The 25,401-nt window shown below is 72.4% G+C and carries 24 protein-coding genes; 14 read left to right on the top strand and 10 right to left on the bottom strand.

The genetic code is table 11. The features are described from left to right. Positions 1–29 precede the first annotated feature (29 nt). On the top strand, positions 30–1,412 hold the full coding sequence (locus ACWXWW_RS10435; protein ID WP_455969846.1) for an MFS transporter: 1,383 nt from the start codon (positions 30–32) through the stop codon (positions 1,410–1,412). A 57-nt stretch (positions 1,413–1,469) separates the two neighbouring features. On the opposite strand, the gene ACWXWW_RS10430 is transcribed toward ACWXWW_RS10435, so the two are convergent. Further along, complete coding sequence (locus ACWXWW_RS10430; RefSeq protein ID WP_455969845.1) at positions 1,470–3,113, bottom strand: thiamine pyrophosphate-binding protein; 1,644 nt, start codon at positions 3,111–3,113, stop codon at positions 1,470–1,472. A gap of 275 nt (positions 3,114–3,388) precedes the next feature. Between ACWXWW_RS10430 and ACWXWW_RS10425 the strand changes: the two genes are divergently transcribed. Then, entirely contained in the window at positions 3,389–5,275 is a 1,887-nt protein-coding gene (locus tag ACWXWW_RS10425) for an FAD-binding monooxygenase (protein ID WP_455969844.1), read from the top strand. Between the two features lie 10 nt (positions 5,276–5,285). On the opposite strand, the gene ACWXWW_RS10420 is transcribed toward ACWXWW_RS10425, so the two are convergent. After that, entirely contained in the window at positions 5,286–5,990 is a 705-nt protein-coding gene (locus ACWXWW_RS10420; protein ID WP_271173996.1) for an IclR family transcriptional regulator, read from the bottom strand. Between the two features lie 10 nt (positions 5,991–6,000). Continuing rightward, positions 6,001–6,654, bottom strand: a complete 654-nt coding sequence (locus ACWXWW_RS10415; protein ID WP_455969843.1) for a phosphoribosyltransferase — start codon at positions 6,652–6,654, stop codon at positions 6,001–6,003. Between the two features lie 238 nt (positions 6,655–6,892). Between ACWXWW_RS10415 and ACWXWW_RS10410 the strand changes: the two genes are divergently transcribed. Together ACWXWW_RS10410 and ACWXWW_RS10405 are read left to right on the top strand one after the other, a co-directional pair. Further along, positions 6,893–7,063 (top strand): hypothetical protein, encoded by a 171-nt coding sequence (locus ACWXWW_RS10410; RefSeq protein ID WP_271173998.1) that lies wholly within the window; start codon positions 6,893–6,895, stop codon positions 7,061–7,063. 144 nt (positions 7,064–7,207) lie between these two features. After that, positions 7,208–8,596 (top strand): glycoside hydrolase family 43 protein, encoded by a 1,389-nt coding sequence (locus ACWXWW_RS10405; RefSeq protein WP_455969842.1) that lies wholly within the window; start codon positions 7,208–7,210, stop codon positions 8,594–8,596. A gap of 37 nt (positions 8,597–8,633) precedes the next feature. Here the strand turns inward: ACWXWW_RS10405 and ACWXWW_RS10400 are convergent, their stop codons facing one another. Further along, complete coding sequence (locus tag ACWXWW_RS10400; protein WP_455969841.1) at positions 8,634–9,287, bottom strand: SIMPL domain-containing protein; 654 nt, start codon at positions 9,285–9,287, stop codon at positions 8,634–8,636. Positions 9,288–9,310: 23 nt separating this feature from the next. After that, on the bottom strand, positions 9,311–10,102 hold the full coding sequence (locus ACWXWW_RS10395) for an aminotransferase class IV (RefSeq protein ID WP_455969840.1): 792 nt from the start codon (positions 10,100–10,102) through the stop codon (positions 9,311–9,313). Between the two features lie 45 nt (positions 10,103–10,147). On the opposite strand from ACWXWW_RS10395, the gene ACWXWW_RS10390 reads away from it, so the two are divergent. Both ACWXWW_RS10390 and ACWXWW_RS10385 read left to right on the top strand, forming a co-directional pair. Beyond that, positions 10,148–10,744 carry an anthranilate synthase component II gene (locus ACWXWW_RS10390; protein ID WP_455969839.1) on the top strand — a complete coding sequence of 199 codons (597 nt, stop codon included), beginning with the start codon at positions 10,148–10,150 and terminating at the stop codon, positions 10,742–10,744. Next, positions 10,741–12,183: an anthranilate synthase component I family protein gene (locus tag ACWXWW_RS10385; RefSeq protein ID WP_455969838.1), complete on the top strand. Its 1,443-nt coding sequence runs from the start codon at positions 10,741–10,743 to the stop codon at positions 12,181–12,183. The genes ACWXWW_RS10390 and ACWXWW_RS10385 overlap by 4 nt, the downstream gene beginning before the upstream one ends. Here the strand turns inward: ACWXWW_RS10385 and ACWXWW_RS10380 are convergent. The 4 genes from ACWXWW_RS10380 to ACWXWW_RS10365 form a co-directional block, all read right to left on the bottom strand. Beyond that, positions 12,168–12,812 (bottom strand): GntR family transcriptional regulator, encoded by a 645-nt coding sequence (locus tag ACWXWW_RS10380; protein ID WP_455969837.1) that lies wholly within the window; start codon positions 12,810–12,812, stop codon positions 12,168–12,170. The genes ACWXWW_RS10385 and ACWXWW_RS10380 overlap by 16 nt on opposite strands. 118 nt (positions 12,813–12,930) lie before the next feature. Beyond that, entirely contained in the window at positions 12,931–14,160 is a 1,230-nt protein-coding gene (locus ACWXWW_RS10375; protein WP_455969836.1) for an MFS transporter, read from the bottom strand. Further along, the gene (locus ACWXWW_RS10370) at positions 14,157–14,609 is read right to left on the bottom strand and encodes a MarR family winged helix-turn-helix transcriptional regulator (RefSeq protein ID WP_455969835.1); all 453 of its coding nucleotides are present in this window, start codon (positions 14,607–14,609) and stop codon (positions 14,157–14,159) included. Before ACWXWW_RS10370 ends, ACWXWW_RS10375 begins: the two co-directional genes overlap by 4 nt. 76 nt (positions 14,610–14,685) lie before the next feature. Continuing rightward, positions 14,686–14,973 (bottom strand): hypothetical protein, encoded by a 288-nt coding sequence (locus tag ACWXWW_RS10365; protein WP_271174007.1) that lies wholly within the window; start codon positions 14,971–14,973, stop codon positions 14,686–14,688. Positions 14,974–15,144: 171 nt separating this feature from the next. Between ACWXWW_RS10365 and otsA the strand changes: the two genes are divergently transcribed. From otsA to ACWXWW_RS10325, 8 genes are all read left to right on the top strand, one after another. After that, complete coding sequence (gene otsA, locus ACWXWW_RS10360) at positions 15,145–16,560, top strand: alpha,alpha-trehalose-phosphate synthase (UDP-forming) (protein ID WP_271174008.1); 1,416 nt, start codon at positions 15,145–15,147, stop codon at positions 16,558–16,560. Then, entirely contained in the window at positions 16,557–17,354 is a 798-nt protein-coding gene (gene otsB, locus ACWXWW_RS10355) for a trehalose-phosphatase (protein WP_455969834.1), read from the top strand. Before otsA ends, otsB begins: the two co-directional genes overlap by 4 nt. A 75-nt stretch (positions 17,355–17,429) precedes the next feature. After that, the gene (ilvD, locus tag ACWXWW_RS10350; protein WP_455969833.1) at positions 17,430–19,133 is read left to right on the top strand and encodes a dihydroxy-acid dehydratase; all 1,704 of its coding nucleotides are present in this window, start codon (positions 17,430–17,432) and stop codon (positions 19,131–19,133) included. 63 nt (positions 19,134–19,196) lie between these two features. Then, positions 19,197–21,002, top strand: coding sequence for an acetolactate synthase large subunit (locus ACWXWW_RS10345; protein WP_282979799.1), 1,806 nt, complete (start codon positions 19,197–19,199; stop codon positions 21,000–21,002). A gap of 1 nt (position 21,003) precedes the next feature. After that, entirely contained in the window at positions 21,004–21,513 is a 510-nt protein-coding gene (gene ilvN, locus ACWXWW_RS10340; RefSeq protein WP_455969832.1) for an acetolactate synthase small subunit, read from the top strand. A 60-nt stretch (positions 21,514–21,573) separates the two neighbouring features. Continuing rightward, the gene (gene ilvC / locus ACWXWW_RS10335; protein ID WP_271174013.1) at positions 21,574–22,602 is read left to right on the top strand and encodes a ketol-acid reductoisomerase; all 1,029 of its coding nucleotides are present in this window, start codon (positions 21,574–21,576) and stop codon (positions 22,600–22,602) included. 158 nt (positions 22,603–22,760) lie between these two features. Further along, complete coding sequence (locus tag ACWXWW_RS10330) at positions 22,761–23,180, top strand: YciI family protein (protein ID WP_271174014.1); 420 nt, start codon at positions 22,761–22,763, stop codon at positions 23,178–23,180. Between the two features lie 4 nt (positions 23,181–23,184). Continuing rightward, positions 23,185–24,474 (top strand): RNA polymerase sigma factor, encoded by a 1,290-nt coding sequence (locus tag ACWXWW_RS10325; RefSeq protein ID WP_455969831.1) that lies wholly within the window; start codon positions 23,185–23,187, stop codon positions 24,472–24,474. Here ACWXWW_RS10325 and ACWXWW_RS10320 read toward each other — a convergent pair whose 3' ends face one another. Then, positions 24,475–25,401, bottom strand: a complete 927-nt coding sequence (locus ACWXWW_RS10320; RefSeq protein ID WP_455969830.1) for a carbohydrate kinase family protein — start codon at positions 25,399–25,401, stop codon at positions 24,475–24,477. It abuts the gene before it with no gap.

The following is a 25,401-nucleotide window of genomic DNA, read 5'->3' as shown; positions in this document are numbered from 1 at the left end:
CATCCGACCTCGTCACATTGGAGTGCCAGATGTCCGCGCATCACCCGAACGGCGGGCCGCTCACGCCCACCGGCACCATCGCCTCGTCGGCCGACCGCCGCCGCGTCGCCATCGCGACCGTCGTCGGCACGACCGTCGAGTGGTACGACTACTTCATCTACGCCTCGGCCGCCGGCCTCGTGTTCGCGCAGCTCTACTTCGAGCCGGCGGGCCCGGGCCTCGGCACGATCCTGTCGTTCCTCACGGTCGGCATCAGCTTCCTCTTCCGCCCGCTCGGCGCGTTCCTCGCGGGCCACTTCGGCGACCGCTTCGGCCGCCGCATCGTCCTCGTCGTGACGCTCATCCTCATGGGAGCCGCGACCGTCCTCATCGGGCTGCTGCCGACCTATGCGCAGATCGGCGCTGCCGCGCCGATCCTCCTCATCGTCCTGCGCATCCTGCAGGGCGTCTCGGCGGGCGGCGAGTGGGGCGGCGCCGTGCTCATGGCCGTCGAGCACGCGCCGCGCGACCGGCGCGGCCTCTACGGCGCGATGCCGCAGATCGGCGTCCCGATCGGCCTCCTCCTCGCGAGCGCCATGCTCGCGATCATGAACGCCGTCTTCCCGGGCGACGCCTTCCTCGAATGGGGCTGGCGCATCCCGTTCCTCTTCTCGATCGTCCTCATCGTCGTGGGCTACTGGGTGCGCCGCCGCGTCGAGGAGAGCCCGGTCTTCACCGAGATCGCCGAGCGCAAGGAGCGCACGAGCGCCCCCGTCGTCAGGCTCTTCGCGCGCTTCGCGCCGCTCGTGGTGCTCGCGGCGCTCGTCTTCGCGGGCAACAACGCGGTGGGCTACATGACGACCGGCGGCTACGTGCAGAACTACGCGACGAACCCCGATGGGCCCGTCGGGCTCGATCGCGGCGCGGTGCTGTGGGCGGTCACGGCCTCGTCGGTGACGTGGCTCGTCTCCACGTTCATCGCCGGCTGGCTGAGCGACGTGCTCGGTCGGCGCACGACGTACATCATCGGCTGGGTCGCGCAGGGCGCCGCGCTCTTCGCGCTCTTCCCGCTCGTCAACACCGGCAGCGCCGCTCTCCTCGCGCTCGGCCTGATCCTGCTGACGATCGGGCTGGGGTTCACCTACGGCCCGCAGTCGGCGTGGTACAGCGAGATGTTCCCGGCCTCCGTCCGCTTCTCGGGCGTCTCCATCTCCTACGCGATCGGCGCCATCCTCGGCGGGGCGTTCGCCCCCACGATCGCGCAGTGGCTGCAGCAGACGACGGGCTCGTCGACCTCGGTCACGTGGTATCTCGTCGGCATGACGGCCGTCGGCCTCGTCGCGACGCTGCTCCTGCGCGATCGCAAGGGCATCAACCTGCGTCCGACCGCGGAGGCCGAGCAGTCGCAGGGCATCTACGCCTGGGAGCGCTGACCCGCGCACGGAAGGAGGCCGCCCGGTGATCCGGGCGGCCTCCTCGGCGCCGACGCCTCAGCTGTTCACGCGGATGACCTCGCGCTGATACGGGGCGATGACCGACCGGCTCACGCGGAGGTCGAGCAGGAGGAACGGCCGCTCCTCGACGGGGCGCGCGGTCCAGCGCGCGAGGTGCTCGAGGTCGGCGAGGTCGCGCACCACCACCCCCTCGGCTCCCACCGCCGCGCCGAGCGCGGCGAAGTCGACGTCGGGGATGAGCATGGGCTCCTCGGCGAGGCCCTTGAGCCCGTAGAGGTTCACCTCGGCGCCATACGCCCCGTCGTTCCAGACGACGCACATCCCCCGGCCGCCCGCGGTCCGGACGGCGGTCTCGAGATCCGCGAGCGCCATCAGGCCGCCCCCGTCGCCGGTCGTGAGCACGACCGTCGCCGACGGGGCGGCCTGCACGGCGCCCGCGACGCTCGGGAACCCCAGACCGATCGACTGGTACGCGGTGCCGACCATGATCATCCGCTCGGGCGATGCGACCGGCCAGTACATGTTGGCCCACGCGATGAAGTGCCCGCCGTCGCTCACGACGATGCGGTCCTCGGGCAGGAGCTCGCCGATGCGCGCCGCGGCGCTGCGCGGGTCGAGCCGCCCATCGGCTGCCGTGCGCTCGCCCGGGTCCTGCACGCGCAGGGGAGTGAGGTCGACGCTCTCGCGCCACCCCGACGGCGTCGCCCCGTCGAGCGCGCGCACGAGGTGCTCGGCGATCAGGCGCACGTCGCCCTGCAGGAACTCGCCGACGCGCGGATGGGTCGCCGTCGGCGCGACGTCGACCTGCGCGACGCGGGTTCCGGGCGAGAAGAGCTCGCCGAAGCGCATCGTGAACGGGCTGAGGGACGCGCCGAGAACGACGGCGACGTCGGCCTCGCGGATGAGCTCCATCGCCCCTGGGGCGCCGAAGCCTCCCGTCACGCCGAGATCGTGACGCGGGTCGGGGAAGACCCCGCGGCCGAGCGCCGTCGATGCCGTGATCGCTCCCGTCGCGTCGGCGAGTGCGCCCAGCGCGGCCCGCGCGCCGGCAAGGTGCGCACCGCGCCCCGCGAGCAGGAGCGGCCGCTCGGCCGCGGCGAGCGCCTCGGCGACGCGCGCGATCGCGGCGCGGGTGGTCGGCGACGGCTCCTGCGGCTGCGGCAGATGCAGCGGCGGCGTGGGCGGCACCTCGCCGGCCTCGAGGGTCGGCACGTCGTAGGGGATCGCGAGCACGACGGGGACGCGGTACGACAGCGCGTGCTCGATCGCGATCACGGTGCTCGCGGCCGCGTCCAGGCGTCCGGCGGTGTACGTGCGGACGCCGACGGCCGAGGCGAGCGCGATCTGGTCGACGTCCCACGGGCGGGGCCCGGACGTCGGCTCGTCTCCGACGATGAGGACGAGCGGCACGCGCGCCTGCGCCGCCTCGGCGAGCGCGGTGAGGGTGTTCGTGAAGCCCGCCCCGTACGTCGTCGTCGCGGCGGCGATCCGTCCGGACGCGCGATAGTGCGCGTCGGCTGCGACCACGGCGCCCGCCTCGTGGCGGACGGCGGTGAACGACGCGGACGTGTGCCGCAGGATGGCGTCGAGGAAGTGGGCGTTGCCGTTGCCCATGAGCCCGAACACCTGGTCGATGTGGCGGGCGAGGGCGACGGCGACGTGCTGGGAGACATGGGGCATGGCAGGGCCTTTCGAGACGAGGACGGGCGACGGTGCTCCGTATATGTCTCGCTCGCGCCGCCGCGCGGCTTCGTGCCCCTTTTTCGAGCACCGGGCGCTCCCGCTGCCCGGACGCGACCATCCTATCGAATCGGCAGGCAGATCGTATACGTTCTCTTGCCTCGGCGCTGCATTCGGAGTACGCTCGGCTCATTCGATAAGAGAACGAGGTGTTCGATTATCGAACTCGCGACGCAGCAACCTGCATCACCCACATCGACGTGAGGAGATCTCCCGTGCAGTTCCACCACCATGGCTACGTCTCCGGCGATCCGCGCGTGCAGCCGGCCGCGGGTGTCGGCCTGGAGCGCCCGGAGGAGCTCCCCGATGTCGTCGACGTCCTCATCGTCGGCACCGGGCCCGCGGGCATCACCCTCGCGGCGCAGCTGTCGCAGTTCCCCGGGATCACGACGCGCATCATCGAGCGCCGCGGCGGACGGCTCGAGGTCGGCCAGGCCGACGGCATCCAGGCGCGCAGCGTCGAGACGTTCCAGGCGTTCGGCTTCGCGAACCGCATCATCGAGGAGGCCTACCGCATCACCGAGATGGCCTTCTGGAAGCCGGATGCCGCGCATCCCGAGAACATCGTGCGCACCGCGGTCGCGCCCGACGACCCGACCGGCATCAGCGAGTTCCCGCACCTCATCGTGAACCAGGCGCGCGTGCAGGACTACTTCCTCGAGGTCATGGCGCACTCGCCCACGAGGAACCGGCCGGACTACGGGTGGGAGTTCGTCGGGCTCGAGATCGGCGAGGGCGACCATCCGGTGTCGGTGACGCTGCGGCGCACCGTCGGCCCGGACCAGGGTGCCGAGCGCGTCGTCCGCGCGAAGTACGTCGTCGGCGGCGATGGGGCGCACAGCCGCGTGCGCGAGGCGATCGGCGCGACGCACCAGGGCGCGAAGGCGTTCCACGCGTGGGGCGTCATGGACGTGCTCGCCGACACCGACTTCCCCGACATCCGCCGCAAGTGCGCCATCCAGTCGCACGACGGCGGCAGCATCCTGCACATCCCCCGCGAGGGGAACCACCTCTTCCGCATGTACGTCGATCTCGGCGAGGTGCCGCCCGACGACGACGGCCGGGTGCGGCTGACGACGCAGGAGGAGGTCGAGGCCCGTGCCAACCAGATCCTCCACCCGTACACGCTCACCGTGCGGCACGTCGCATGGCGCAGCGTGTACGAGGTCGGCCACCGCGTCACCGATCGCTTCGACGACGTCGTCGAGCCGGGCTCGCGCACGCCGCGCGTCTTCATCATGGGCGACGCGTGCCACACGCACAGCGCCAAGGCGGGGCAGGGGATGAACGTGTCGATCCAGGACGGCTTCAACCTCGGGTGGAAGCTCGGCCACGTGCTCGAGGGCCGCGCGCCCGAGACCCTGCTCGCGACGTACTCCGCCGAGCGGCAGGTCGTCGCGCAGAACCTCATCGACTTCGACCGGAAGTGGTCGTCGCTCATGGCCGCGAAGCCCGACGAGATGGACGATCCGACCGAGCTCGAGCGCTTCTACGTGCAGACGGCCGAGTTCCCCGCGGGGTTCATGACCGAGTACGCGCCGTCCATGATCGTGGGGGAGGGCGTGCATCAGGCGCTCGCCGCCGGGTTCCCGATCGGCAAGCGCTTCCGATCGCACCCGGTGGTGCGGGTGTGCGACGGCAATCCCGTGCACCTGGGGCACCACGCGCGCGCGGACGGCCGCTGGCGCATCTACGTCTTCGCGGGGGCGGATGGCCTCACGCGCGGGTCGGAGACGGTCGAGTTCGCTGACTGGCTCGCGACCTCGTCGGCGTCGCCGCTCGCCGCGACGCCCGCCGGCGCCGACCGCGATGCGTGGTTCGACGTGAAGGTCGTCTACCAGGAGGCGCATCTCGACGTCGATCCGGGACGGGTTCCCGACGTGTTCCGGCCTCGCACGGGGCCGTTCCAGGTCGTCGACCACGAGAAGGTGTACGCGGCCGATCCGGGTGACGACATCTTCGACGCGCGCGGCGTCGATCGCTCGGGAGCCGTCGTCGTGGTGCGGCCCGATCAGTACGTCGCGCACGTCCTCCCGCTCGCGGCGCGCGACGAGCTCGCCGCGTTCTTCGCCGGCTGCGCGGCGACCGCCGTCGGCGCCTGATCCGCTCCGGTCAGGCCCCGTAGCGGCGCACGACGCTCGCGGCAGCGGACTGCAGGCGCGCGGCGATGGCCGCCGCATCGCGCGGCAGCGACACGTGGATGACCGCGATCGCGGCGGGCGGCTGACCCGGCACGGTCAGCGGAACCGCGACCGAGTGCAGCGACGAGACGACCTCGTCGTGGCTGACGGCGTAGCCGCGTGCGCGGCTCTCCGCGATCTCCGTGCGCAGCCGGTCGTCGACGTCGGCGGGCCAGGACTCCTCGGGGATGGACAGGAGGATCGCCTTGCCGGGGCCGCCCCGTGTGATGGGATGGCGATGGCCGGGGCGGTAGGAGACGACGGCGATCGTCTGCCGCGGCGATGCGCTCAGCAGCGTCACGGCCTCGTCGCGGTCGAGCTGGATCGCGAGGAGGCAGGTCATCCCGAGCTCGTCGGCGACCGCCTCGAGATCGGGGAGCGCGGCCTGGCGGAGATCGCGCGAGACGCCCGCCGCCAGGGCGGCGAGGCCCGCGGCGAGCGCGACCCTGCCCGATTCGTCGCGGGAGACGAGCCCGTGGTCCTCGAGCGTGCGCAGCAGACGGTAGGCGACCGAGCGGTGCACGTCGAGGCGCGCCGCGAGCTCGTCGATCGTCGGATCGCGCTCGGAGGCGGCGATCAGCTCGAGCAGCCGGATGCCGCGGCTCAGCGTCTGCGATCCAGCTGCGGGTGCCGCCATGGGTTCGAGACTAGGACATGTCCCGCAGGGCGCGTGCGAGGAGCTCGCACACCTCGTCGTCGCTCGTCTGATCGAAGCGGTCGTACGCGGCGCCGACGGCCCACAGGCCCTCGGCCGCCCACGCGCACACCACCTCGTCGGCCTCGCGTGCGATGTCGTCGGCCGTCGTCCCGAGCGCGACGGGGACGGCGACGATGACGCGGGCCGGGGAGCCAGCGCGCACGGCCGCGACGGCGGCGCGCATGGTGGCGCCGGTCGCCAGGCCGTCGTCGACGAGCACGACCACGCGGCCGTCGATCCGCACGGGCGGGCGGCCGTCTCGGTACGCCCGCTGTCGGCGCCGCAGCTCGACCTCCTCATCGGCCCGCACGCCCGCCATCGCCGAGGGGTCGGCGATGGCCGGGTTCTCCACGGCGGCGAGGTCGTCGCGCCCGACCGCGGCGATCGCGCCCATGGCGACCTCGGGCTGTGCCGGATGGCCGAGCTTGCGCGCCACGAGCACGTCGAGCTCGGCCCCGAGCGCACGCGCGACCTCTGCCGCGACCGGCACGCCGCCGCGCGGGAGCCCCAGGACGAGGAGATCCGGCGTGCCGCGGAGATCCGCGAGCAGGTCGGCGAGCGCGCGGCCCGCCTCCGCGCGGTCGGCGAAGCGGTCGGTCCGCATCCTGTCAGCGCTCCTTCCTGCCCTTCCGTGGACACCTCCCTTCTGCCATGATCCTCCGGAGGATGCAATGGGTGAAGTCGAGGGTTAAATCCGCGACGCGCCCACCTCGCGGAGGGCGAGGTGGCTTTACTGGAGGGCGGATGGGGAACGTCCTGGAGACCGAGGGGCTGCCCGCCGGACGGATCGGCGCGCAGAGGGATCGCGGGGCGACTGGGGCCTCATCTGCAGGGAGACGGAAATGCCTTTCATCCGCTATGACGTGTGCGCAGAGGTGGGGGACTCCCGGCGTCAGACGAGCCACAGCATGCTCGCCGAGACGCCCGGCTTCTCTCAGAACGCCCACACCCCGTTCGCGCGCGAATCCGAGACGCGCGGACGCGTGATCGGAGGAGGCGGCATGGCCGCCTGATTCCGAGCGCCGTCGGGACGACATCCCGCACGAGGTCGAGGGGAACGCGCCGGCGCGTTCCCCTCTCTCGTGCGGTTGACCCCTCGCGTCCGGTCCGGCTAGGGTCGGGTCAGTCCTCGTCTACAACGTTGTAAAAGGAGCCTGATGACATCGCGCCGCTCTTCCCTTCTCCCGGCCGCGCTGCTGACGGCCACGCTCGTCGCGAGCGCCGCCGTGCCCGCCGCGGCCGCCCCGCCGACCGAGCCGGAGCCGAAACCGACCGGAGGCATCTCGGTCACCGGGCAGACCGCGCCGATCCACGACCCGTCGCTCTTCATCGACGAGAGCGACGGCACGTGGTACGTGCACTCGACCGGAGAGGTCGGCCGCGCGAATGGCGGGACGATCCAGACCTGGTCGTCGCACGACGAGGGCGTCACGTGGGAGTACGACGGCAACGTGTGGGACGAGATCCCCGCCTGGATCGACGACCACTTCGCCGACGGAGCACTGCCCGACAACCTGTGGGCGCCCGAGCTCTACGAGCACGACGGCACCTACTACCTCTACTACTCCGCGTCGCGCTTCGGCACGAACACCTCCGTCACGGCGCTCGCGACGAACACGACGCTCGACCCCGACGACCCCGACTACGCGTGGGTCGACCAGGGTCCCGTCATCGCGTCGCCCCAGCCCATCGCCGGCGGCAAGGAGTTCAACGCGATCGACGCCGGCATCATCGAGGACGCCGACGGCACGCCCTACATGGCGATCGGCTCGCACTGGTACGGGATCTTCCTCGTCGAGATCGCGTGGCCGAGCGGCAAGCCCGTGCCCGGCGCGGTCGAGAACGCCGTGCACCTCGTGGACCGCTTCGCCCCCGGCAATCGCGTCGAGGCGCCGTTCATCGAGGAGCACGACGGCTGGTACTACCTCTTCGTCTCCTTCGACGCCTGCTGCCAGGGTGCGGACAGCACCTATCACGTCGCGGTGGGGCGCTCGCGGTCGGTCACGGGCCCGTACCTGGACAAGGACGGCCGCGACATGCTCGGCGGGGGAGGGAGCACGCTGCTCGACACCCACGGCGCGATCGTCGGCCCGGGCGGGCAGTCCGTCGACGACGGCGTGCTCGCCTTCCACTACTACGACGCGGCCAACGAGGAGATCCCGTACTTCCCCCGTCTCGGTCTCCACCGACTCGCGTGGGAGGACGGATGGCCCGTGGTCGATCAGACGGCCGGGCTGCCCGAGATCGCCGCGCAGCCGGACGACGCGACGGCGCGCAGGAACGGATCGGCGCAGTTCGCGATCGAGGTCTCGGGTGCGCCCGCTCCGGTCGTGACGTGGGAGACATCCGCTGATGGCGGCGCGACGTGGCAGCCCGCGGCCGGCTCGACCGCGCAGCTCGCGACGGATGGCTCGGCGTCGTACCGCATCGAGAAGGCGCGCTCCGAGAGCGACGGGATGCTCGTGCGCGCGACGGTCGAGAACGCCCACGGCCGGGTGCAGAGCGACGTCGCCCAGCTCTCGGTCGCGAAGCCCGGACGACGATGACCGCCTGAGGCGGCGGGCGCGTGCGGCGCCCGCCGCCTCAGCGCGCGGCGAACCGCGCCTCGACGGCGGCCGCCACGACGATGTCGTCGGGGCGGTAGCTCACGGCGGCCTCTGCGGCGTCGAACGCCGTCGCGCGCATCGCGCGAAGCGGCCGCGGGCCGCCGTCGGGGGCGAGGAAGCCCGGGTCGGCCACCTCGAGCGGGACGACGGAGTGCAGGCCGAGCGCCTCGGCGTACGCCTTCGCCCTCGCGACCGCGATGCCCACCGCCCGCGCGGCGACGTCGCGCTCGAGGGCGGCCCGCGTCTGCGCGGTGAGGTGCCAGTGCACCTCGCCGATCTCGACGTCGTCGAGCGCCGACGCGTCCGACACCCACGCCGAGAGATCGCCGGCATCGGCGAACGTCGCCGTGAAGTCGACCGCGGCCGTGTGCACGGGGTCGAGGCGGACGCCGCCGTCGCCCCACGGGCGCTCGGCGCGCACGGCGAGACGCGCGCTCGACCAGTCGAGGATCGACCCGGTCGCGCGCGCCGCGGCGATCCGCTCGCGGACCGTCTCAGCGCGCGCGAGGACGCGCCGCACGACCTCGTCGCGCGCCGGTGCGTCGGCGCGCACGGAGAGATGGAGGGTCGCCCGCTCGGGGGCCCTGCGCTCCTCCTCCTCGCCGCGCACCGTGATGATGACATCGCTCATGGCGCGACTCTACGCGGGCGACCTCACACCCGCTCGAGCGGGATCCCGAGATAGGCCGTCTCGAGCCGCTCGAGCGCCGGATGCGCGGGATCCCACGCGACCCCGTCGATGCTCGCGATGGAGCGGACGCCGAACCCGGCGTTCGTCGCGAACGCCGCGTCCATCCGGGGGAGATCCGCCGCAGTCACGGCTGCGGTCGAGCTCGGCACCGAGCGCGCGCGCAGCGCGTCGTCGAGAAGCTCCGCCGTGACACCGGGCAGCGCCTCGGCGGCCGGCCAGACGACGCCGCCGTCGCGCACGAACCCGAGGTTCCAGGTGGGCCCCTCCGCGAGCCGACCGGCGTCGTCGGCGAAGACGGCGTCATCCCACCCGTCGCGTTGCGCCTCGGCACGCGCGAGCAGAGCGCCGAAGAGGCCCGTGTGCTTGACGGCCGGGAGCTCGCGGGCGAAGCGGACCGTGCGCACGCGCAGGGCGGGAGGCCGCGCGGGGGCGGCAGGGCGCGGCGTCATGAGCACGCGGGGGCGAGCCTCCGCTCCGGGTCTCTCGACCCCGAGCCGCGGGTCGAACACCGTCACCCGCACGATGACGGGGTCCGGCTCGTCGGCGATCGCCGCGCGCAGCTGATCGCGCACGGTCGCGATGTCGAGCTCGGCGCGGAACACCGTGCGGCAGTCCCGCGCGAGCCGCGCGAGGTGCCGCGCGAGGCCGCGCACGCCGCCGCGCTCGACCCGCATCGTGGTGAAGTGGCCGAAGCCCGTGAGCGCGAGCGGCTGGAGATCGGCCGCCGACGCGGGCGCCCCGTCGAGCAGCTGCATGCGCCCAGTCTCGCACCCGTCCGCGCGTGCCCCAGAATGGTGTCGATGACGAAGGGACAGGCAGGCGAGCGCCGAGTGCTCCTCGTCGACAACTACGACTCGTACACGGGCAACCTGCTGCAGCTCATCTGGAGCGCGACGGGCGTGGAGCCGCACCTCGTGCAGAACGACGACGTCGACGTCGACCACCTGGCGAGGTACTCGCACGTCGTGCTCGGCCCGGGGCCCGGCACACCCCATCGCGCGAAGGACGTCGGGCGCGGCTTCGAGGTGCTCGAGCGCGCGGCGGTGCCCGTGCTCGGCGTGTGCTTCGGATTCCAGGCGATGGCGGTCGCGCTGGGCGGGCGCATCGTGCCGGCCCCGCGCCCCGCGCACGGGCGGATCGACCGCATCGCGCACGACGGGTCCGCCCTGTTCGCGGGCGTGAGTGAAGGGTTCGACGCCGTCCGCTACCACTCGCTCGTCGTGGCCGAGCCCGCTCCGGCTGCGCTGCGCGTGACCGCGCGCTCGGAGGACGGCCTCGTCATGGCGGGGGAATGCGTCGAGCGCGGATGGTGGGGCGTGCAGTTCCATCCGGAGTCGATCGGGACCGGCGCGGGCGGTCGGATCGTCGAGAACTTCCTCGCACAGGAGCGCGCATGACGGGCTCGACGGGGCGCCCCGGCACGTGGCTCGCGTGGACGCGCACGCTGCCGCTCGAGGCCGACGCCGAGGCGATCTTCGCCGCGCTCCACGGCCCGGACGGAGGGACGGCGGTCTGGCTCGACAGCGCCCAGCAGGCGTACGGCATGGGCCGCTGGTCGATCATCGGCGCGCCGGAGGGGCCGCGCGATCACGTCGTGGAGTTCTGGGCGGCGGACGGCCGGGTGCGGATCGACGGGGCCGACGCGGGAGCCGGGATCGACCTGTGGGAGCTCCTCGCCGAGCGCCTCGAAGCGAACCCGGTCGATGCGCCGTCCGATCTCCCGTTCGCCGGCGGCTACGTGGGCGCGATCGGCTACGGCGTCAAGGACATCGGCGCGCGGCGGCCGACGCGCGAGCCCGACGCCCAGCTCGTGCACCTCAGCCGGTACGTCGTCGTCGACCACGTCGACGACGTCGTGCAGGTCGTCGCGACCGGCCCCGCATCCGACGAGGCGGACGCGCGCTCCTGGATCGCCGCGACGGCCCGCCGGCTCGGCGAGCTCGCGCCGCTCGCGCCGCCGCTCGCGCCGCCGTCCGCGGGCGCTGCTGAGGCCTCCGTGACCCGCGCGCGCTACCGGCGCGACCTCGACGCCGTCCGCTCCTGGCTCCTCGCGGGGGACTCCTACGAGGCCTGCTACACCTACACGCTGCGGTGTCCGGCCGACGACGCGCCCTTCGAGGCCTACCGGCGGCTGCGGCGCGCCAACCCCGCTCCCTACGCGTCGTACCTGCGGCTGCCGGGCCGGACGATCCTGTCGTGCTCGCCCGAGCGCTATCTCACGGTCTCGCGCTCGGGCTGGGCCGAGACGAAGCCGATCAAGGGCACCGCGCGACGCCTCGCCGATCCCGCCGCCGACCGCGCGGCGGCGGCCGCGCTCGCCGCGGACCCGAAGACGCGCAGCGAGAACCTCATGATCGTCGACCTGCTGCGCAACGACCTGGGCCGGATCAGCGCCCCGGGCACCGTCGACGTGCCCCAGCTCATGGCCGTGGAGACGTATGCGACGGTGCACCAGCTCGTGACCACGGTGCGGGCGCGCCTGCTGCCGCGCCCCGCCGCCGGCGTGCGGGCCGCGGCGGCGCTGTTCCCGCCGGGGTCGATGACGGGTGCGCCGAAGCGGCGCACGGTCGAGCTGCTCGATGCGCTCGAGGCGGAGCCGCGCGGGGTCTACGCCGGGGTCATCGGCGCCTTCTCGCGCTGCGGAGCCGTCGACCTGTCGGTCGTCATCCGCACGGCGGTCGTCGCCGACGGCGTCGCGCGCATCGGAACGGGCGGCGCGATCACGATCGACAGCGATCCCGCGGCCGAGGCCGACGAGACCGTCGCGAAGTCGGCGGCGATGCTGCGCGCCCTCGGCTGCACGCACCCCTTCGAAGACGGTCAGAGCCGCGCGTAGATCGCGTGGATCTCCCGGATGATCCGCTCGACGCCGTCGGCATCGCGCTCCGCGAGCGCCTCGCGCAGCCGCCGGTACCCGTCGCCCATCGCCGCGAGCAGGTCGTCCGGCACCGACTCGACGCCGTGGACCGCTCGCGCGAGCGCGAGGTTGATGTCGCGCGACGCGAGCTGGAGCTGCCGGCTGCGCGACTGCTCGAGGAGGTCGAGGTAGAAGTCGTCGAGCCGCTTCCGATGGGCGTCGGCGTCGCCGGTCTCGGCGAGGATCGCGTCGAGGAGCGAGAGCGCGTGCGCGAGCTCGTCGTCGGTCATCCGCTCGGCCGCGAGGCGCCCCGCCCATCCGGCCTGGTTGCCCGCGTACTCGAAGGCGTCCCGGGCGATCTCGGGCGTCATCTCGGTCACGCGCGTGTATCTGCTCGCGACCATCTCGATGAGGCCGATGCGCTCGAGATGGAGGAACGCCTCGCGCACCGGCATGCGGGACACGCCGAGCTGGGCGGCGACCTCGTCGTCCTTGATCTGGGCCCCGGGCGCGAGCTCTCCCGACACGATCGACGCGGCGATGCGCTCGAACACGAGCTCGCTCAGTCGAGTGGGTGCCGGGGGCCGCAGGGGCGTGAAGTCGCTCATCGCGATACCGATATGACGCGCATGTTCGCAGTGTAGGGCCGCGCGCGCTCCGAGCGCGATACCCCGGTGCCCGTGGAGTCGCGGCGCGCTCGGCGCCGAGACTCCACGGGGCGCCGCATCAGTCGGCGTCGCCGACGAGGACGGCCTGCGCCTGGTCGACCGCGGTCTCGTGGCCCGCATCGGCGCGCGCGAGCAGACGGCGTCCGCTCACGACGATGACGGCGGCGATGAGCGCCGCGATGGCCCCGAAGACGTAGGGAGCGGTGTCGCCCCACTGCTCGGCGAGCACGGCCGCGAGGGGCGGCGCGGCGGCCCCGCCGAGGAAGCGCACGCCCGAGTACGACGACGACGCGATCGAGCGCGGGATGTCGGTCGCCTCCATCACGGTCTCCGTGAGGATCGTGTTCATGAAGCCGAACAGCAGCCCGCCCACGACGATGCACGTCACGAGCGCGGGCTTGCTGTGGACGAGGAGCCCCGCGATGACGAGGTCGGCCGCGATGAGCGGGAGGATGATCGCGATCGCCGTCGTCCTGCGCACGACGCGCAGGAGCAGCGGCGCGCCCCAGATCGAGGTGATCGCGAGGCCGAGCCCCCACCCGAAGAAGGTGAAGCCGATGCCGAGCGCCGAGAAGCCGAGCGGGAACGGCGAGTAGGCGAGCAGGACGAAGAACGCGATGTTGTAGAAGATCGCGGCCGTCGCGAGCAGGCCGAGCGCCGGCGTCGCGAGCGCGCGGAACGCCGCCGTGAGGCGCACGGGCTCCGGGCGGTCGGCCGGTGCCCTGAGCAGCACGGCGATCGCGATGATGGCGATGGCCATGAGGGTCGCGACGCCGAAGAAGGGAGCGCGCCAGGTCACCTCGCCGAGCAGGCCGCCGACGAGCGGGCCCACGGCGAGCCCGAGGCCGAGCGCGGCCTCGTAGAGCATGATCGCGTTCGCGCTGCCGCCGGCCGCCGCGCCGACGATCGTCGCGAGGGCCGTCGAGATGAAGAGCGCGTTGCCGAGGCCCCAGCCCGCGCGGAAGCCGATCACGGCGTCGACCGAGCCGCTGACAGCGCACAGGAACGCGAACACGAGGATGAACCCGAGCCCGATGAGGAGGGTGCGCTTGGCGCCGATGCGGCTCGAGACGAAGCTCGTGAAGAGCATCATGAGCCCCGTGATGACGAGGTAGCTCGTGAAGAGCAGCTCGCTCTCGGCGGGGGTCGCGTGCAGCTGCTCCGCGATCGCGGGCAGGATCGGGTCGACGAGGCCGATCCCCATGAACGCGACGACGCTCGCGAATGCGACCGCCCATACCTGCATCGGCTGGCGCCAGATCGACGCCGTCCTCTCTCCTGAGCTCATCGTGCCGAGCTCTCCTCTCCGTTCGCGGGCCGCGCGTCGGCCATCCGCCGCGTGAGCAGCTCGGCCGAGGTGCGCAGCGCCTGCCATTCGCTGTCGCTGAGATCCGCGAAGCGGGGGAGGAGCGCCTCGACGAGCTGCACGCGCCATGCGACGTACGCCTGCTCGCCGCGCTCGGTGGCGGCCACGCGCACCGCGCGCGAGTCGTCCGGGTCGGGCTCGCGCGCGACGAGCCCCGCGTCGGCCATGCCGCCGATCAGGCGCGTGACGCCCGGCTGCGTGATGCGGCTGAGTCGAGCGAGCTCGCCGATGCGCAGCGGCCCCCGTTCGCGGAGGATCGCGAGGGTCCGCCACTGCGCGGCGGGCGCCTCGTTCCGGGTCTCGAGCGCCGCCACGCGGGTGAGCGCGTGCGCCGCGACGATGATGCTCTCGAGGTCCCGTGCGCGATCCATGGCAACAGCATACCGCAGTTATATAACCACGGTATGGATATGGGGACGACGAAGCGACGAGCTGACGCCGCGGGCGTCAGCGGCGCTTGCGGCCGCGCGTGCCCTTGTCCTTCTTGCCGGGCTTCGGCGTGCCGGCGTACTTGTACTCCTTGCCGGCGATGGGGGAGTCCTCGGGGACGGCGCCGCCGCGCGAGGCGGTGCGGATGTCGCGGGCCTCGCCGATCGCGAGGGTGAGCGTGATCGCCCAGCTCAGCCAGGCGAGTGCGACGCGCCACGTGAACCGCTTGTCGTTCGATCCCTTCAGCAGCGAGTAGCCGCTCGTGATCGCGCCGAGGAGTCCGGTTCCCATGAGGTACTTGCGCATGCCCCCACGCTAGCGCGCGACCCGCGCGTGCGCAGAGGGCGCCGTGGGGCTTGCGGCGTCTCGCGCGCGCTGGTATCGGACGCGGCGCCGCGCCGTCAAGGGCGCCGCGGGGGAGCGGGGTCGGCCGCGCGGCGCTGGCTAGACTGGCGAACCGGATACTCAAGGAGCGTCATGGCCGAAGCGGATCTCGTCGTCGTAGCAAATCGCCTTCCCGTGGATCGGATCGAGGACGAGACCGGCCAGCCGGCCTGGCGTCGCTCCCCGGGCGGCCTCGTGACGGCTCTCGAGCAGGTCATGCACAAGGTCGACGGCGCGTGGGTGGGCTGGGCGGGCAAGCCGGGCCTTGACGTCGAGCCGTTCGACTTCGACGGCACGCACCTCGTGCCGATCCAGCTCAGCGCCGAGGAGCTCGAGGACTACTACGAGGGCTTCGCCAACGGGACGATCTGGCCGCTGTACCACGACGTCATCGCGACGCCGGTCTACAAGCGCCGCTGGTGGGACGCGTATGTCCGCGTCAACCGCCGCTTCGCCGAGGCCGCGGCCGAGGTCGCGTCGGAGGGCGGCTTCGTGTGGGTCCAGGACTACCAGCTCCAGCTCGTCCCGCAGATGCTCCGCGAGCTGCGGCCGGACGTCATCATCGGCTACTTCCACCACATCCCGTTCCCCGCCTACGGCCTCTACGCCCAGCTCCCGTGGCGCCGCCAGGTCGTCGAGGGTCTCCTCGGCGCCGACGTCATCGGGTTCCAGCGGGTCGCCGACGCCGGCAACTTCCAGCGCTCGGTGCGGCGCATCCTCCGCTACGCGACGAGGAGCGACACGATCACCATCCCGCAGCCGGACGGCACCGCGCGCACAGCGATCGCGAAGGCGTACCCGATCTCGATCGACGCGCAGTCCTTCATCGAGCTGGCCCAGGATCCGGCCATCCGCGCTCGTGCGAAGGAGATCCGCGAGCAGCTCGGCAACCCTTCCAAGGTGCTCCTCGGGGTCGACCGCCTCGACTACACCAAGGGAATCCGGCACCGGCTCAAGGCGTTCGGCGAGCTCCTGCAGGACGGCCGCGTGCAGGTCGGCGACGTCACGCTCGTGCAGGTCGCGAGCCCCAGTCGGCCGGGTGTCGAGGCGTATCAGGAGCTCCGCGACGAGATCGAGCTCACGGTCGGCCGCATCAACGGCGACTACGACACGATCCACCACACGGCCATCCGCTACCTCCATCAGGGATTCCCGCGCGAGGAGATGGTCGCCCTCTACCTGGCGGCCGACGTCATGCTCGTCACGGCCCTGCGCGACGGCATGAACCTCGTCGCGAAGGAGTACGTCGCCGTGCACTCGGACAACCGCGGCGTGCTCATGCTGAGCGAGTTCGCGGGCGCCGCCGATGAGCTCAGCAGCGCGCTGCTGGTCAATCCGCACGACATCGACGGCATGAAGGAGGCGATCATGCGCGCGATCGAGATGCCCCCGGCCGAGCAGTCGCGGCGGATGCGCAGCATGCGCCGGCGCGTGCTCGAGAACGACGTCGAGCGCTGGGGGCGCCGCTTCCTGGCCGACCTCGAGACCTACCGGGAGCGTCGCCGGTGACCGGCGCGGCGCCCGTCGGCGACCCGCGCGCGCAGGCGGCCATCGCGTCGGTCGCGCAGACCCCGCGTCTGCTCGTGGCCCTCGACTTCGACGGCACCCTCGCGCCGCTCGTCGACGAGCCGCTCACGGCGAGGGCCATCCCCGAGGCCACGGCGGCGGTGGCGGCCCTCGCGGCCGCCCCCGACACGATCGTGGCGTTCGTCTCGGGGCGCACGCTCGCCGACCTCCGGGTGATCGCCGAGCACGACGACGCCTCGCCCGTGTGGCTCTCCGGCTCGCACGGCGCTGAGCACTGGCGGCCCGCGGGAGCGGCGCCCGTGGCCGCCGCCGACGACGCCGATGAGCGGGCCGCAGCCGCCGCGCTGGTCGACGCGGCCGAGACCGCCGTCGCGGGGATGACCGGCGCGTGGATCGAGCGCAAGGCATTCGGATTCGCCCTGCACACGCGGCTGGCCGACGACGCGACGACCGCGGCCGCGCAGGACGCGGTCGACCGCCTCGTGGCGGAGCGCGCACTGGGATGGCGTCGCCGGACGGGGCGGGACGTCGTCGAGTTCGCGTGGCGGCACGAGGGCAAGGACTCGGCCGTCGCCGCGCTGCGCGAGGCGACGGGGGCGACGGCCGTGCTCTTCGCGGGCGACGACGTGACCGATGAGGATGCGCTCCGCGCGCTCGGGGACGGCGACCTCGGCATCCGCGTCGGCGAGGGGGAGACCGCGGCCGCCGTGCGCGTCCCCGACGCCGCCGCTCTCGCCGCGCTGCTCAGCGAGATCGCGCGTCGTCGAGCATCCTGACCAGTCGCGCGCGCCCTGGTCGACCCACCTGCGCAGCGGCACGGCGGCGCCCTGCGCGGGGAATAGACTTCCAGCGTGAGCGATACCCCTGAGATCGACATCAAGCCCCGCAGCCGCGTGGTGACGGACGGCATCGAGGCCACGACGTCGCGCGGCATGCTCCGCGCCGTGGGCATGGGAGACGCCGACTGGGACAAGCCCCAGATCGGCATCGCCTCGAGCTGGAACGAGATCACCCCCTGCAACCTGTCGCTCGACCGGCTCGCGCAGGGCGCGAAGGAGGGCGTGCACTCGGGCGGGGGCTACCCGCTCCAGTTCGGCACCGTCTCGGTCTCGGACGGCATCTCCATGGGCCACGAGGGCATGCACTTCTCGCTCGTGAGCCGTGAGGTCATCGCCGACAGCGTCGAGACCGTCATCATGGCCGAGCGCCTCGACGGCACGGTCCTGCTCGCGGGCTGCGACAAGTCGATCCCCGGCATGCTCATGGCCAGCGCGCGGCTCGGGCTGTCCAGCGTCTTCCTCTACGCCGGCTCGATCGCACCCGGCTGGGTCAAGCTCTCGGACGGCACAGAGAAGGACATCACGATCATCGACTCCTTCGAGGCCGTGGGCGCGTGCCGCGCGGGCCTCATGTCGGAGGAGGACCTCAAGCGCATCGAGTGCGCCTTCGCCCCGGGCGAGGGAGCCTGCGGCGGCATGTACACGGCCAACACGATGGCCTCGGTGGCCGAGGCGCTCGGCCTGAGCCTGCCCGGATCGGCCGCGCCGCCCGCGGCCGACCGCCGGCGCGACTACTTCGCGCACCGGTCGGGCGAGGCCGTCGTCGAGCTGCTGCGGCAGGGCATCACGACCAAGGACATCCTGACGAAGGAGTCGTTCGAGAACGCGATCGCGCTCGCGATGGCCCTCGGCGGCTCGACGAACGTGGTGCTGCACCTGCTCGCGATCGCACGCGAGGCCGAGGTCGAGCTGAGCCTGCACGACTTCAACCGCATCGGCGACCGCGTGCCGCACGTGGCCGACATGAAGCCGTTCGGAAAGTACGTCATGAACGACGTCGACCGCCACGGCGGCATCCCCGTCATCCTGAAGGCGATGCTCGACGAGGGACTCATCCACGGCGATGCGCTCACCGTCACCGGCAAGACCGTCGCGGAGAACCTGCGCGAGCTCGACCCCGACCCGATCGACGGCACGGTCGTCCACCGCTTCGACGACCCGATCCACGCGACCGGCGGGCTCACCATCCTGCACGGCTCGCTCGCGCCCGAGGGGGCGGTCGTCAAGACCGCCGGCTTCGACGCGTCGGTGTTCGAGGGCCCCGCGCGCGTGTTCGAGCGCGAGCGCGGCGCCATGGACGCGCTCGCGAACGGCGAGATCGCCGCGGGCGACGTGGTGGTCATCCGCTACGAGGGCCCCAAGGGCGGCCCCGGCATGCGCGAGATGCTCGCGATCACGGCGGCCATCAAGGGCGCTGGCCTCGGCAGGGATGTACTACTCTTGACAGACGGTCGATTCTCAGGCGGCACAACCGGGCTGTGCATCGGCCATATCGCACCAGAGGCGGTGGACGCTGGTCCCATCGCCTTCGTGCGCGATGGTGATCTGATCAGGGTCGATATCGCGGCTCGCACTCTCGACCTACTCGTCGACGAAGCAGAGCTGAGCTCCCGCCGGGAAGGCTGGGAGCCCCTGCCCCCGCGCTACACCCGAGGCGTTCTGGCCAAGTACTCCAAGCTCGTGCGCTCCGCCGCGGAAGGCGCGACGACCGGCTGAGCCGGTCCCGGCCCCGCCGCGTCCGCTGAGCACCCACTCGACCAACAGCGAGGAAGCATCATCATGCCTGCCGAAACCGCACCGGCCGTTCCGCGGCCACCCGCTCGCACCTCCGCGCAAGCGCCCGTGCTCACGGGCGCCGAGGCGGTCGTCCGCTCGCTCGAGCTGCTGGGCGTCACCGACGTCTTCGGCCTTCCGGGCGGCGCCATCCTGCCCGTCTACGACCCGCTCATGTCGGCGGCCTCCCTGCGCCACATCCTCGTCCGGCACGAGCAGGGCGGCGGCCACGCGGCGGAGGGCTACGCCTCGGCCAGCGGCAAGGTCGGCGTGACGATCGCGACGAGCGGCCCGGGCGCGACCAACCTCGTGACCGCGATCGCCGACGCGTACATGGACTCGGTGCCGATGCTGGCCATCACCGGCCAGGTGTTCTCCACGCTCATGGGCACCGACGCGTTCCAGGAGGCCGACATCGTCGGCATCACGATGCCGATCACGAAGCACTCCTTCCTCGTGAAGGACGCCGCCGAGATCCCCGGCGCGATCGCCGCGGCGTACGAGATCGCCTCGACCGGCCGCCCCGGGCCCGTGCTCGTCGACATCACGAAGGATGCGCAGCAGGCCGAGGCGCCCTTCGTCTGGCCGCCCCGCTACGAGCTGCCGGGCTACCGCCCTGTCACGAAGGCGCACGGCAAGCAGATCCAGGCCGCCGTGTCGCTCATCGCGGAGGCGCGCAAGCCCGTCCTCTACGTCGGCGGCGGCGTCATCCGCGGCCGCGCGGCGGAGGAGCTGAAGACCTTCGCGGAGGCGACAGGCGCGCCCGTCGTCACCACGCTCATGGCGCGCGGCGCGTTCCCGGACTCCCACCCGCAGCACCTCGGCATGCCCGGCATGCACGGGGCGGTGCCGGCCGTCCTCGCCCTCCAGGAGAGCGACCTCATCGTCGCCCTCGGCGCGCGCTTCGACGACCGCGTCACCGGCAAGGCGGCGCTCTTCGCCCCGCACGCGAAGGTGGTGCACGTCGACATCGACCCCGCCGAGATCTCCAAGATCCGCACGGCCGACGTGCCGATCGTGGGCGACCTCAAGGAGGTGCTCGTCGATCTCGACACGGCGTTCCGCTCGACGACGCAGGGCGGCGCACCGGACTACGACGAGTGGTGGGCCTACCTGCGCGGCCTGCAGGATCAGTACCCGCTCGGCTTCGCCCCGACGACCGACGGGCTGCTCTCGCCGCAGCACGTCATCCAGCGGATCGGCGAGCTCACCGGCCCCGAGGCGGTCTACGCCGCGGGCGTGGGGCAGCACCAGATGTGGGCGGCGCAGTTCATCAAGTACGAGCGCCCGAACTCGTGGCTGAACTCCGGCGGCGCTGGGACGATGGGGTACTCGATCCCCGCCGCGATGGGCGCGAAGGTCGCCGAGCCGCACCGCGTGGTGTGGGCGATCGACGGCGACGGCTGCTTCCAGATGACGAACCAGGAGCTCGCCACGTGCGCGCTCAACGACATCCCGATCAAGGTCGCGATCATCAACAACTCGTCGCTCGGGATGGTGCGGCAGTGGCAGACGCTGTTCTACGACGGCCGCTACTCGAACACCGATCTCCAGACGGGCCACGACACCGTCCGCATCCCCGACTTCGTCAAGCTGGCCGAGGCGTACGGCTGCCTCGCGATCCGCGTCGAGCGGGAGGACCAGATCGACGACGCGATCCGCCTCGCGCTCGAGACGAACGACCGCCCCGTCGTGATCGACTTCGTCGTGAGCGCCGACGCCATGGTGTGGCCGATGGTGCCGCAGGGCGTCAGCAACAGCTACATCCAGTACGCGCGCGACCACTCGCCCGCCTTCTCCGAGGAGGACTGACATGTCGTCCCACGTGCTGAGCCTGCTCGTCGAGGACCGTCCCGGTCTGCTCACCCGCGTCGCGGGCCTGTTCGCCCGACGCGGCTTCAACATCCACTCCCTCGCTGTCGGCGTCACCGAGATCCCCGGGCTCTCCCGGATCACGGTCGTCGTCGACGTTGACGACCTCCCGCTCGAGCAGGTCACGAAGCAGCTCAACAAGCTCATCAACGTCGTGAAGATCGTCGAGCTCGACCCCACGGCGTCGGTGCAGCGCGAGCACATGCTCGTGAAGGTGCGCGCCGACAACGCGTCCCGGTCGAACGTCCTCGAGGTCGTGAGCCTCTTCCGCGGCAACGTCGTCGACTACGCGCCCGACGCGCTCGTGATCGAGATCACGGGCGACCAGGGCAAGGTCGACGCCTTCCTCAAGGCCATCGAGCCCTTCGGCATCAAGGAGCTCGCGCAGTCGGGGCTGCTCGCCCTCGGCCGCGGCGGCAAGTCCATCACCGAGCGCGTCCTGCGCGGCTGATCAGAACCTCGGGCGGCGGTGCGCCGCCCGCGACGAACCCCATCCAAGGAGAGAAATACAGTGAGCACCGAGATCCTCTACGACGCAGACGCCGACCTGTCGATCATCCAGAACAAGAAGGTCGCGATCGTGGGCTACGGCTCGCAGGGCCACGCGCACGCGCAGAACCTCCGCGACTCGGGCGTCGAGGTCGTCATCGCGCTGAAGGACGGGTCGAAGTCGACGCAGAAGGCGCAGGAGGAGGGCTTCGAGGTCAAGAACGTCGCGGACGCCACCGCGTGGGCCGACCTCATCATGATCCTCGCGCCCGACCAGCACCAGCGCTCGATCTACGCCGAGTCGATCGCGCCGAACCTGTCCGAGGGCAAGACGCTCGCGTTCGCGCACGGCTTCAACATCCGCTTCGGCTACATCGACGCTCCCGAGGGCGTCGACGTCATCCTCGTCGCGCCCAAGGCCCCCGGCCACACGGTGCGCCGCGAGTTCGCGGCCGGCCGCGGCATCCCCGACATCATCGCGGTCGAGCGCGACGCGTCGGGCCAGGCCTGGGATGTCGCCCTCTCGTATGCGAAGGCGATCGGCGGCACGCGCGCCGGCGTCATCAAGACCACGTTCACCGAGGAGACCGAGACCGACCTCTTCGGCGAGCAGGCCGTCCTCTGCGGCGGCATGAGCCACCTCGTGCAGGCGGGCTTCGAGGTGCTCACCGAGGCCGGCTACCAGCCGCAGATCGCCTACTTCGAGGTGCTGCACGAGCTCAAGCTCATCGTCGACCTCATGTGGGAGGGCGGCATCGCCAAGCAGCGCTGGTCGATCTCGGACACGGCGGAGTTCGGCGACTACGTCTCGGGACCGCGCGTCGTCGACGCGCACGTCAAGGAGAACATGAAGGCCGTGCTCGCCGACATCCAGTCGGGCGCGTTCGCCAAGCGCTTCATCGACGACCAGGACGCGGGCGCGCCCGAGTTCCTCGGTCTGCGCGAGAAGGAGCAGCAGCACCCGATCGAGGCCACGGGCAAGGAGCTCCGCGCCCTGTTCGCATGGAAGCAGCAGGACTCGGACTACGTCGAGGGCTCGGCCGCGCGCTGATCTCCCGACCCGACCGACCCGGCCGCCGCCCTCACGAGGGGCGGCGGCCGATCTTTTTTCGAACTTTCTCCGCCCGCATGTCGATCTGCGTCTGGCTCGTTCGACGCGTCAGTGAGAGGGTCGAGAGGCGGCCTTCGCACCAGACCGAGGAGAACATCATGGGCAAGTACATGCTGATCATGCGCGACACCGACGAGGCTCTCGCCGCGTCGAAGGAGATCCCCTTCGAGCAGATCATCGCGGCGATGGGGGCCTACAACGAGTCGATGATGAAGGCCGGCGTCCTCGCCGGCGGCGAGGGGCTCACGGACGCCGCAGAGGGCGTCGTCGTCGACTTCTCGAGCCAGCCGCCGGTCGCGACCGACGGCCCGTACGGCGAGACGAAGGAGCTCTTCAACGGCTTCTGGATCCTCGACGTGCCGACGATCGAGGAGGCGGTCGAGTGGGCCAAGCGCGCGCCGCTCGGCCCCGGCAGCAAGCTCGAGGTGCGCCGCATCAGCGGCGTCGAGGACTTCCCCGCCGACAACGAGTGGATCCAGAAGGAGGCCGGGTGGCGCGAGCAGCTCGGCACCGAGTGATCCCATGAGCGACACGACGGATGCCGCCGCGCGCGCATCGCGCGCGGCGGCATCCGCGCGCCGGAGCGTCGAGGCCGTGTGGCGGATCGAGTCGGCCCGCATCGTCGCGACGCTCACTCGGTTCACGGGCGACTTCGCCACTGCCGAGGACCTCGCGCAGGACGCCCTCGCGGCAGCGCTCGAGCAGTGGCCGCGCGACGGGGTCCCCGCCAACGCGGGCGCCTGGCTCGTCGCGGTCGCCAAGCGCCGGGCGATCGACGGATGGCGGCGGCGCGAGCGGCTCGACGAGCGCTACGCGGCGATCGCGCGCGAGATCGAGAGCGCCGACGCGGACACCGAGCCGTACGATCCCGACGAGATCGACGACGACGTGCTGCGGCTCGTGTTCATCGCCTGCCACCCCGCGCTCTCGCGCGAGGCGCAGATCGCGCTGACCCTCCGCGTCGTCGGCGGTCTCACGACCGAGGAGATCGCGCGCGCCTTCTTCCTGCCCGTCGCGACCGTCCAGCAGCGCATCGTGCGCGCGAAGAAGACCCTCGCGGCCGTGAAGGCGCCGTTCGAGGTGCCGGGGCGGGAGGAGTTCGCCGAGCGGATGGGCACGGTGCTGAGCGTGCTCTACCTCGTGTTCAACGAGGGGCACGTCGCCAGCTCGGGCGAGCGGTGGCTGCGCGCGGATCTCGCGCACGAGGCGCTCCGACTCGGCCGCGTGCTCGCGGAGCTCGCGCCGCGCGAGCCCGAGGTGCACGGCCTCGTCGCCCTCATGGAGTTCACGGCCACGCGGTTCCCCGCGCGACTCGGCCCCGACGGCGAGCCGGTGCTGCTCGCCCGGCAGGACCGGACGCGGTGGGACCGGCAGCTCATCGCCCGCGGCAGGGCCGCGCTCGCCCGCGCGGACGCGCTCGGGCGAGGGCGCGGGGCCTACGCTCTCCAGGCGGCGATCGCCGAGTGCCACGACATCGCGACCTCGGTCGAGTCGACCGACTGGGAGCGCATCGTCCTCCTCTACGAGGCGCTCGCGCGCCTGGCCCCCTCGCCCGTCGTCGAGCTGAATCGGGCGGTCGCCGTCGCGATGGCGACCGGCCCGGCCAGCGCGCTGCGGATCGTCGACGAGCTCGACCGGTCGGGCGCTCTCGCCGGCTCGCACCTGCTGCCGTCGGTCCGCGGTGAGCTCCTCGCGCGCCTCGGCCGGAACGCCGAGGCGCGCGAGGCCCTCGAGGAGGCGGCGCGACGGACGGCGAACGAGCGCGAGCGCGACGTGCTGCGCGCGAAGGCCGCTGCGCTGCCCGAGGGGTGATCAGCCCCGGGCGTCGAGCTCGGCGCGCGTCGGCGGGTCGGCGCCGGGGCGCGACACCGTCACCGCGGCGGCGTCGGCACTGCGCCGCAGGAGGGACGTCAGGCGCGCGCCGTCGAGCGCGGCGACCGTCTCTCGCGCGCGCGACCCGGACGCGCCCGCATCGAGCAGGCCGTCGACGAGTGCGCCCATGAAGGTGTCTCCGGCTCCGACGGTGTCGACCACATCGACGCGCGGCGCGGGGACCCGCACGACCCCGCTCGCGGTCGCCGCGAGCGCTCCCTCGGCCCCGGAGGTGATCACGACGAGCGCGGGTCCCGCGGCGACCCAGGCACGTGCGACCTCCTCGAGGTCGGCTCCGGGATGCAGCCAGGCGACATCCTCGTCACTCGCCTTCACCGCGTCCGCGTGCTCGATGAGCGCGCGGACGCGGCGGCGGACGTCGTCTGCGTCCGTCACGAGGCTCGGGCGGATGTTCGGGTCGAACGTCACCAGCGCGCGGCCGCGGGCGCGCTCGACGAGGGCGAGCACGGCGTCGGCGCCGGGGGCGAGCGTCGTCGCGATCGATCCGACGTGGACGGCGCCCGGGATGTCCGCGCCCGCGGCGTCGACATCCCACTCGATCGCGAACGCGTAGCGCGCGGCGCCGGTCGCATCGAGGAAGGCCGTCGCGGTGGACGTCCGTGCGGCCGCGCGCCCGGTCACCTCGACGCCGGAGTCCTCGAGCCACGCGCGCACGAGGCGGCCGCGGTCGTCGTCGCTGACATGCGTGAGGAGACGCGGGCGGCGGCCGAGGCGTCCCAGGGTGATCGCGACGTTCGCGGGGCTCCCTCCCGGCTTCTCGTCGACGGTGCCGTCGGCGCGGTGCACGATGTCGACGAGGGCCTCTCCGACGACGAGGACGTCGGGGGATGCGCCGGTGGGGGGCAT

It is taken from the genome of Microbacterium sp. KNMS, assembly GCF_053851835.1.
Note: the sequence above shows the minus strand (reverse complement) of the source record. Positions and strands in the feature narration are given on the sequence as shown.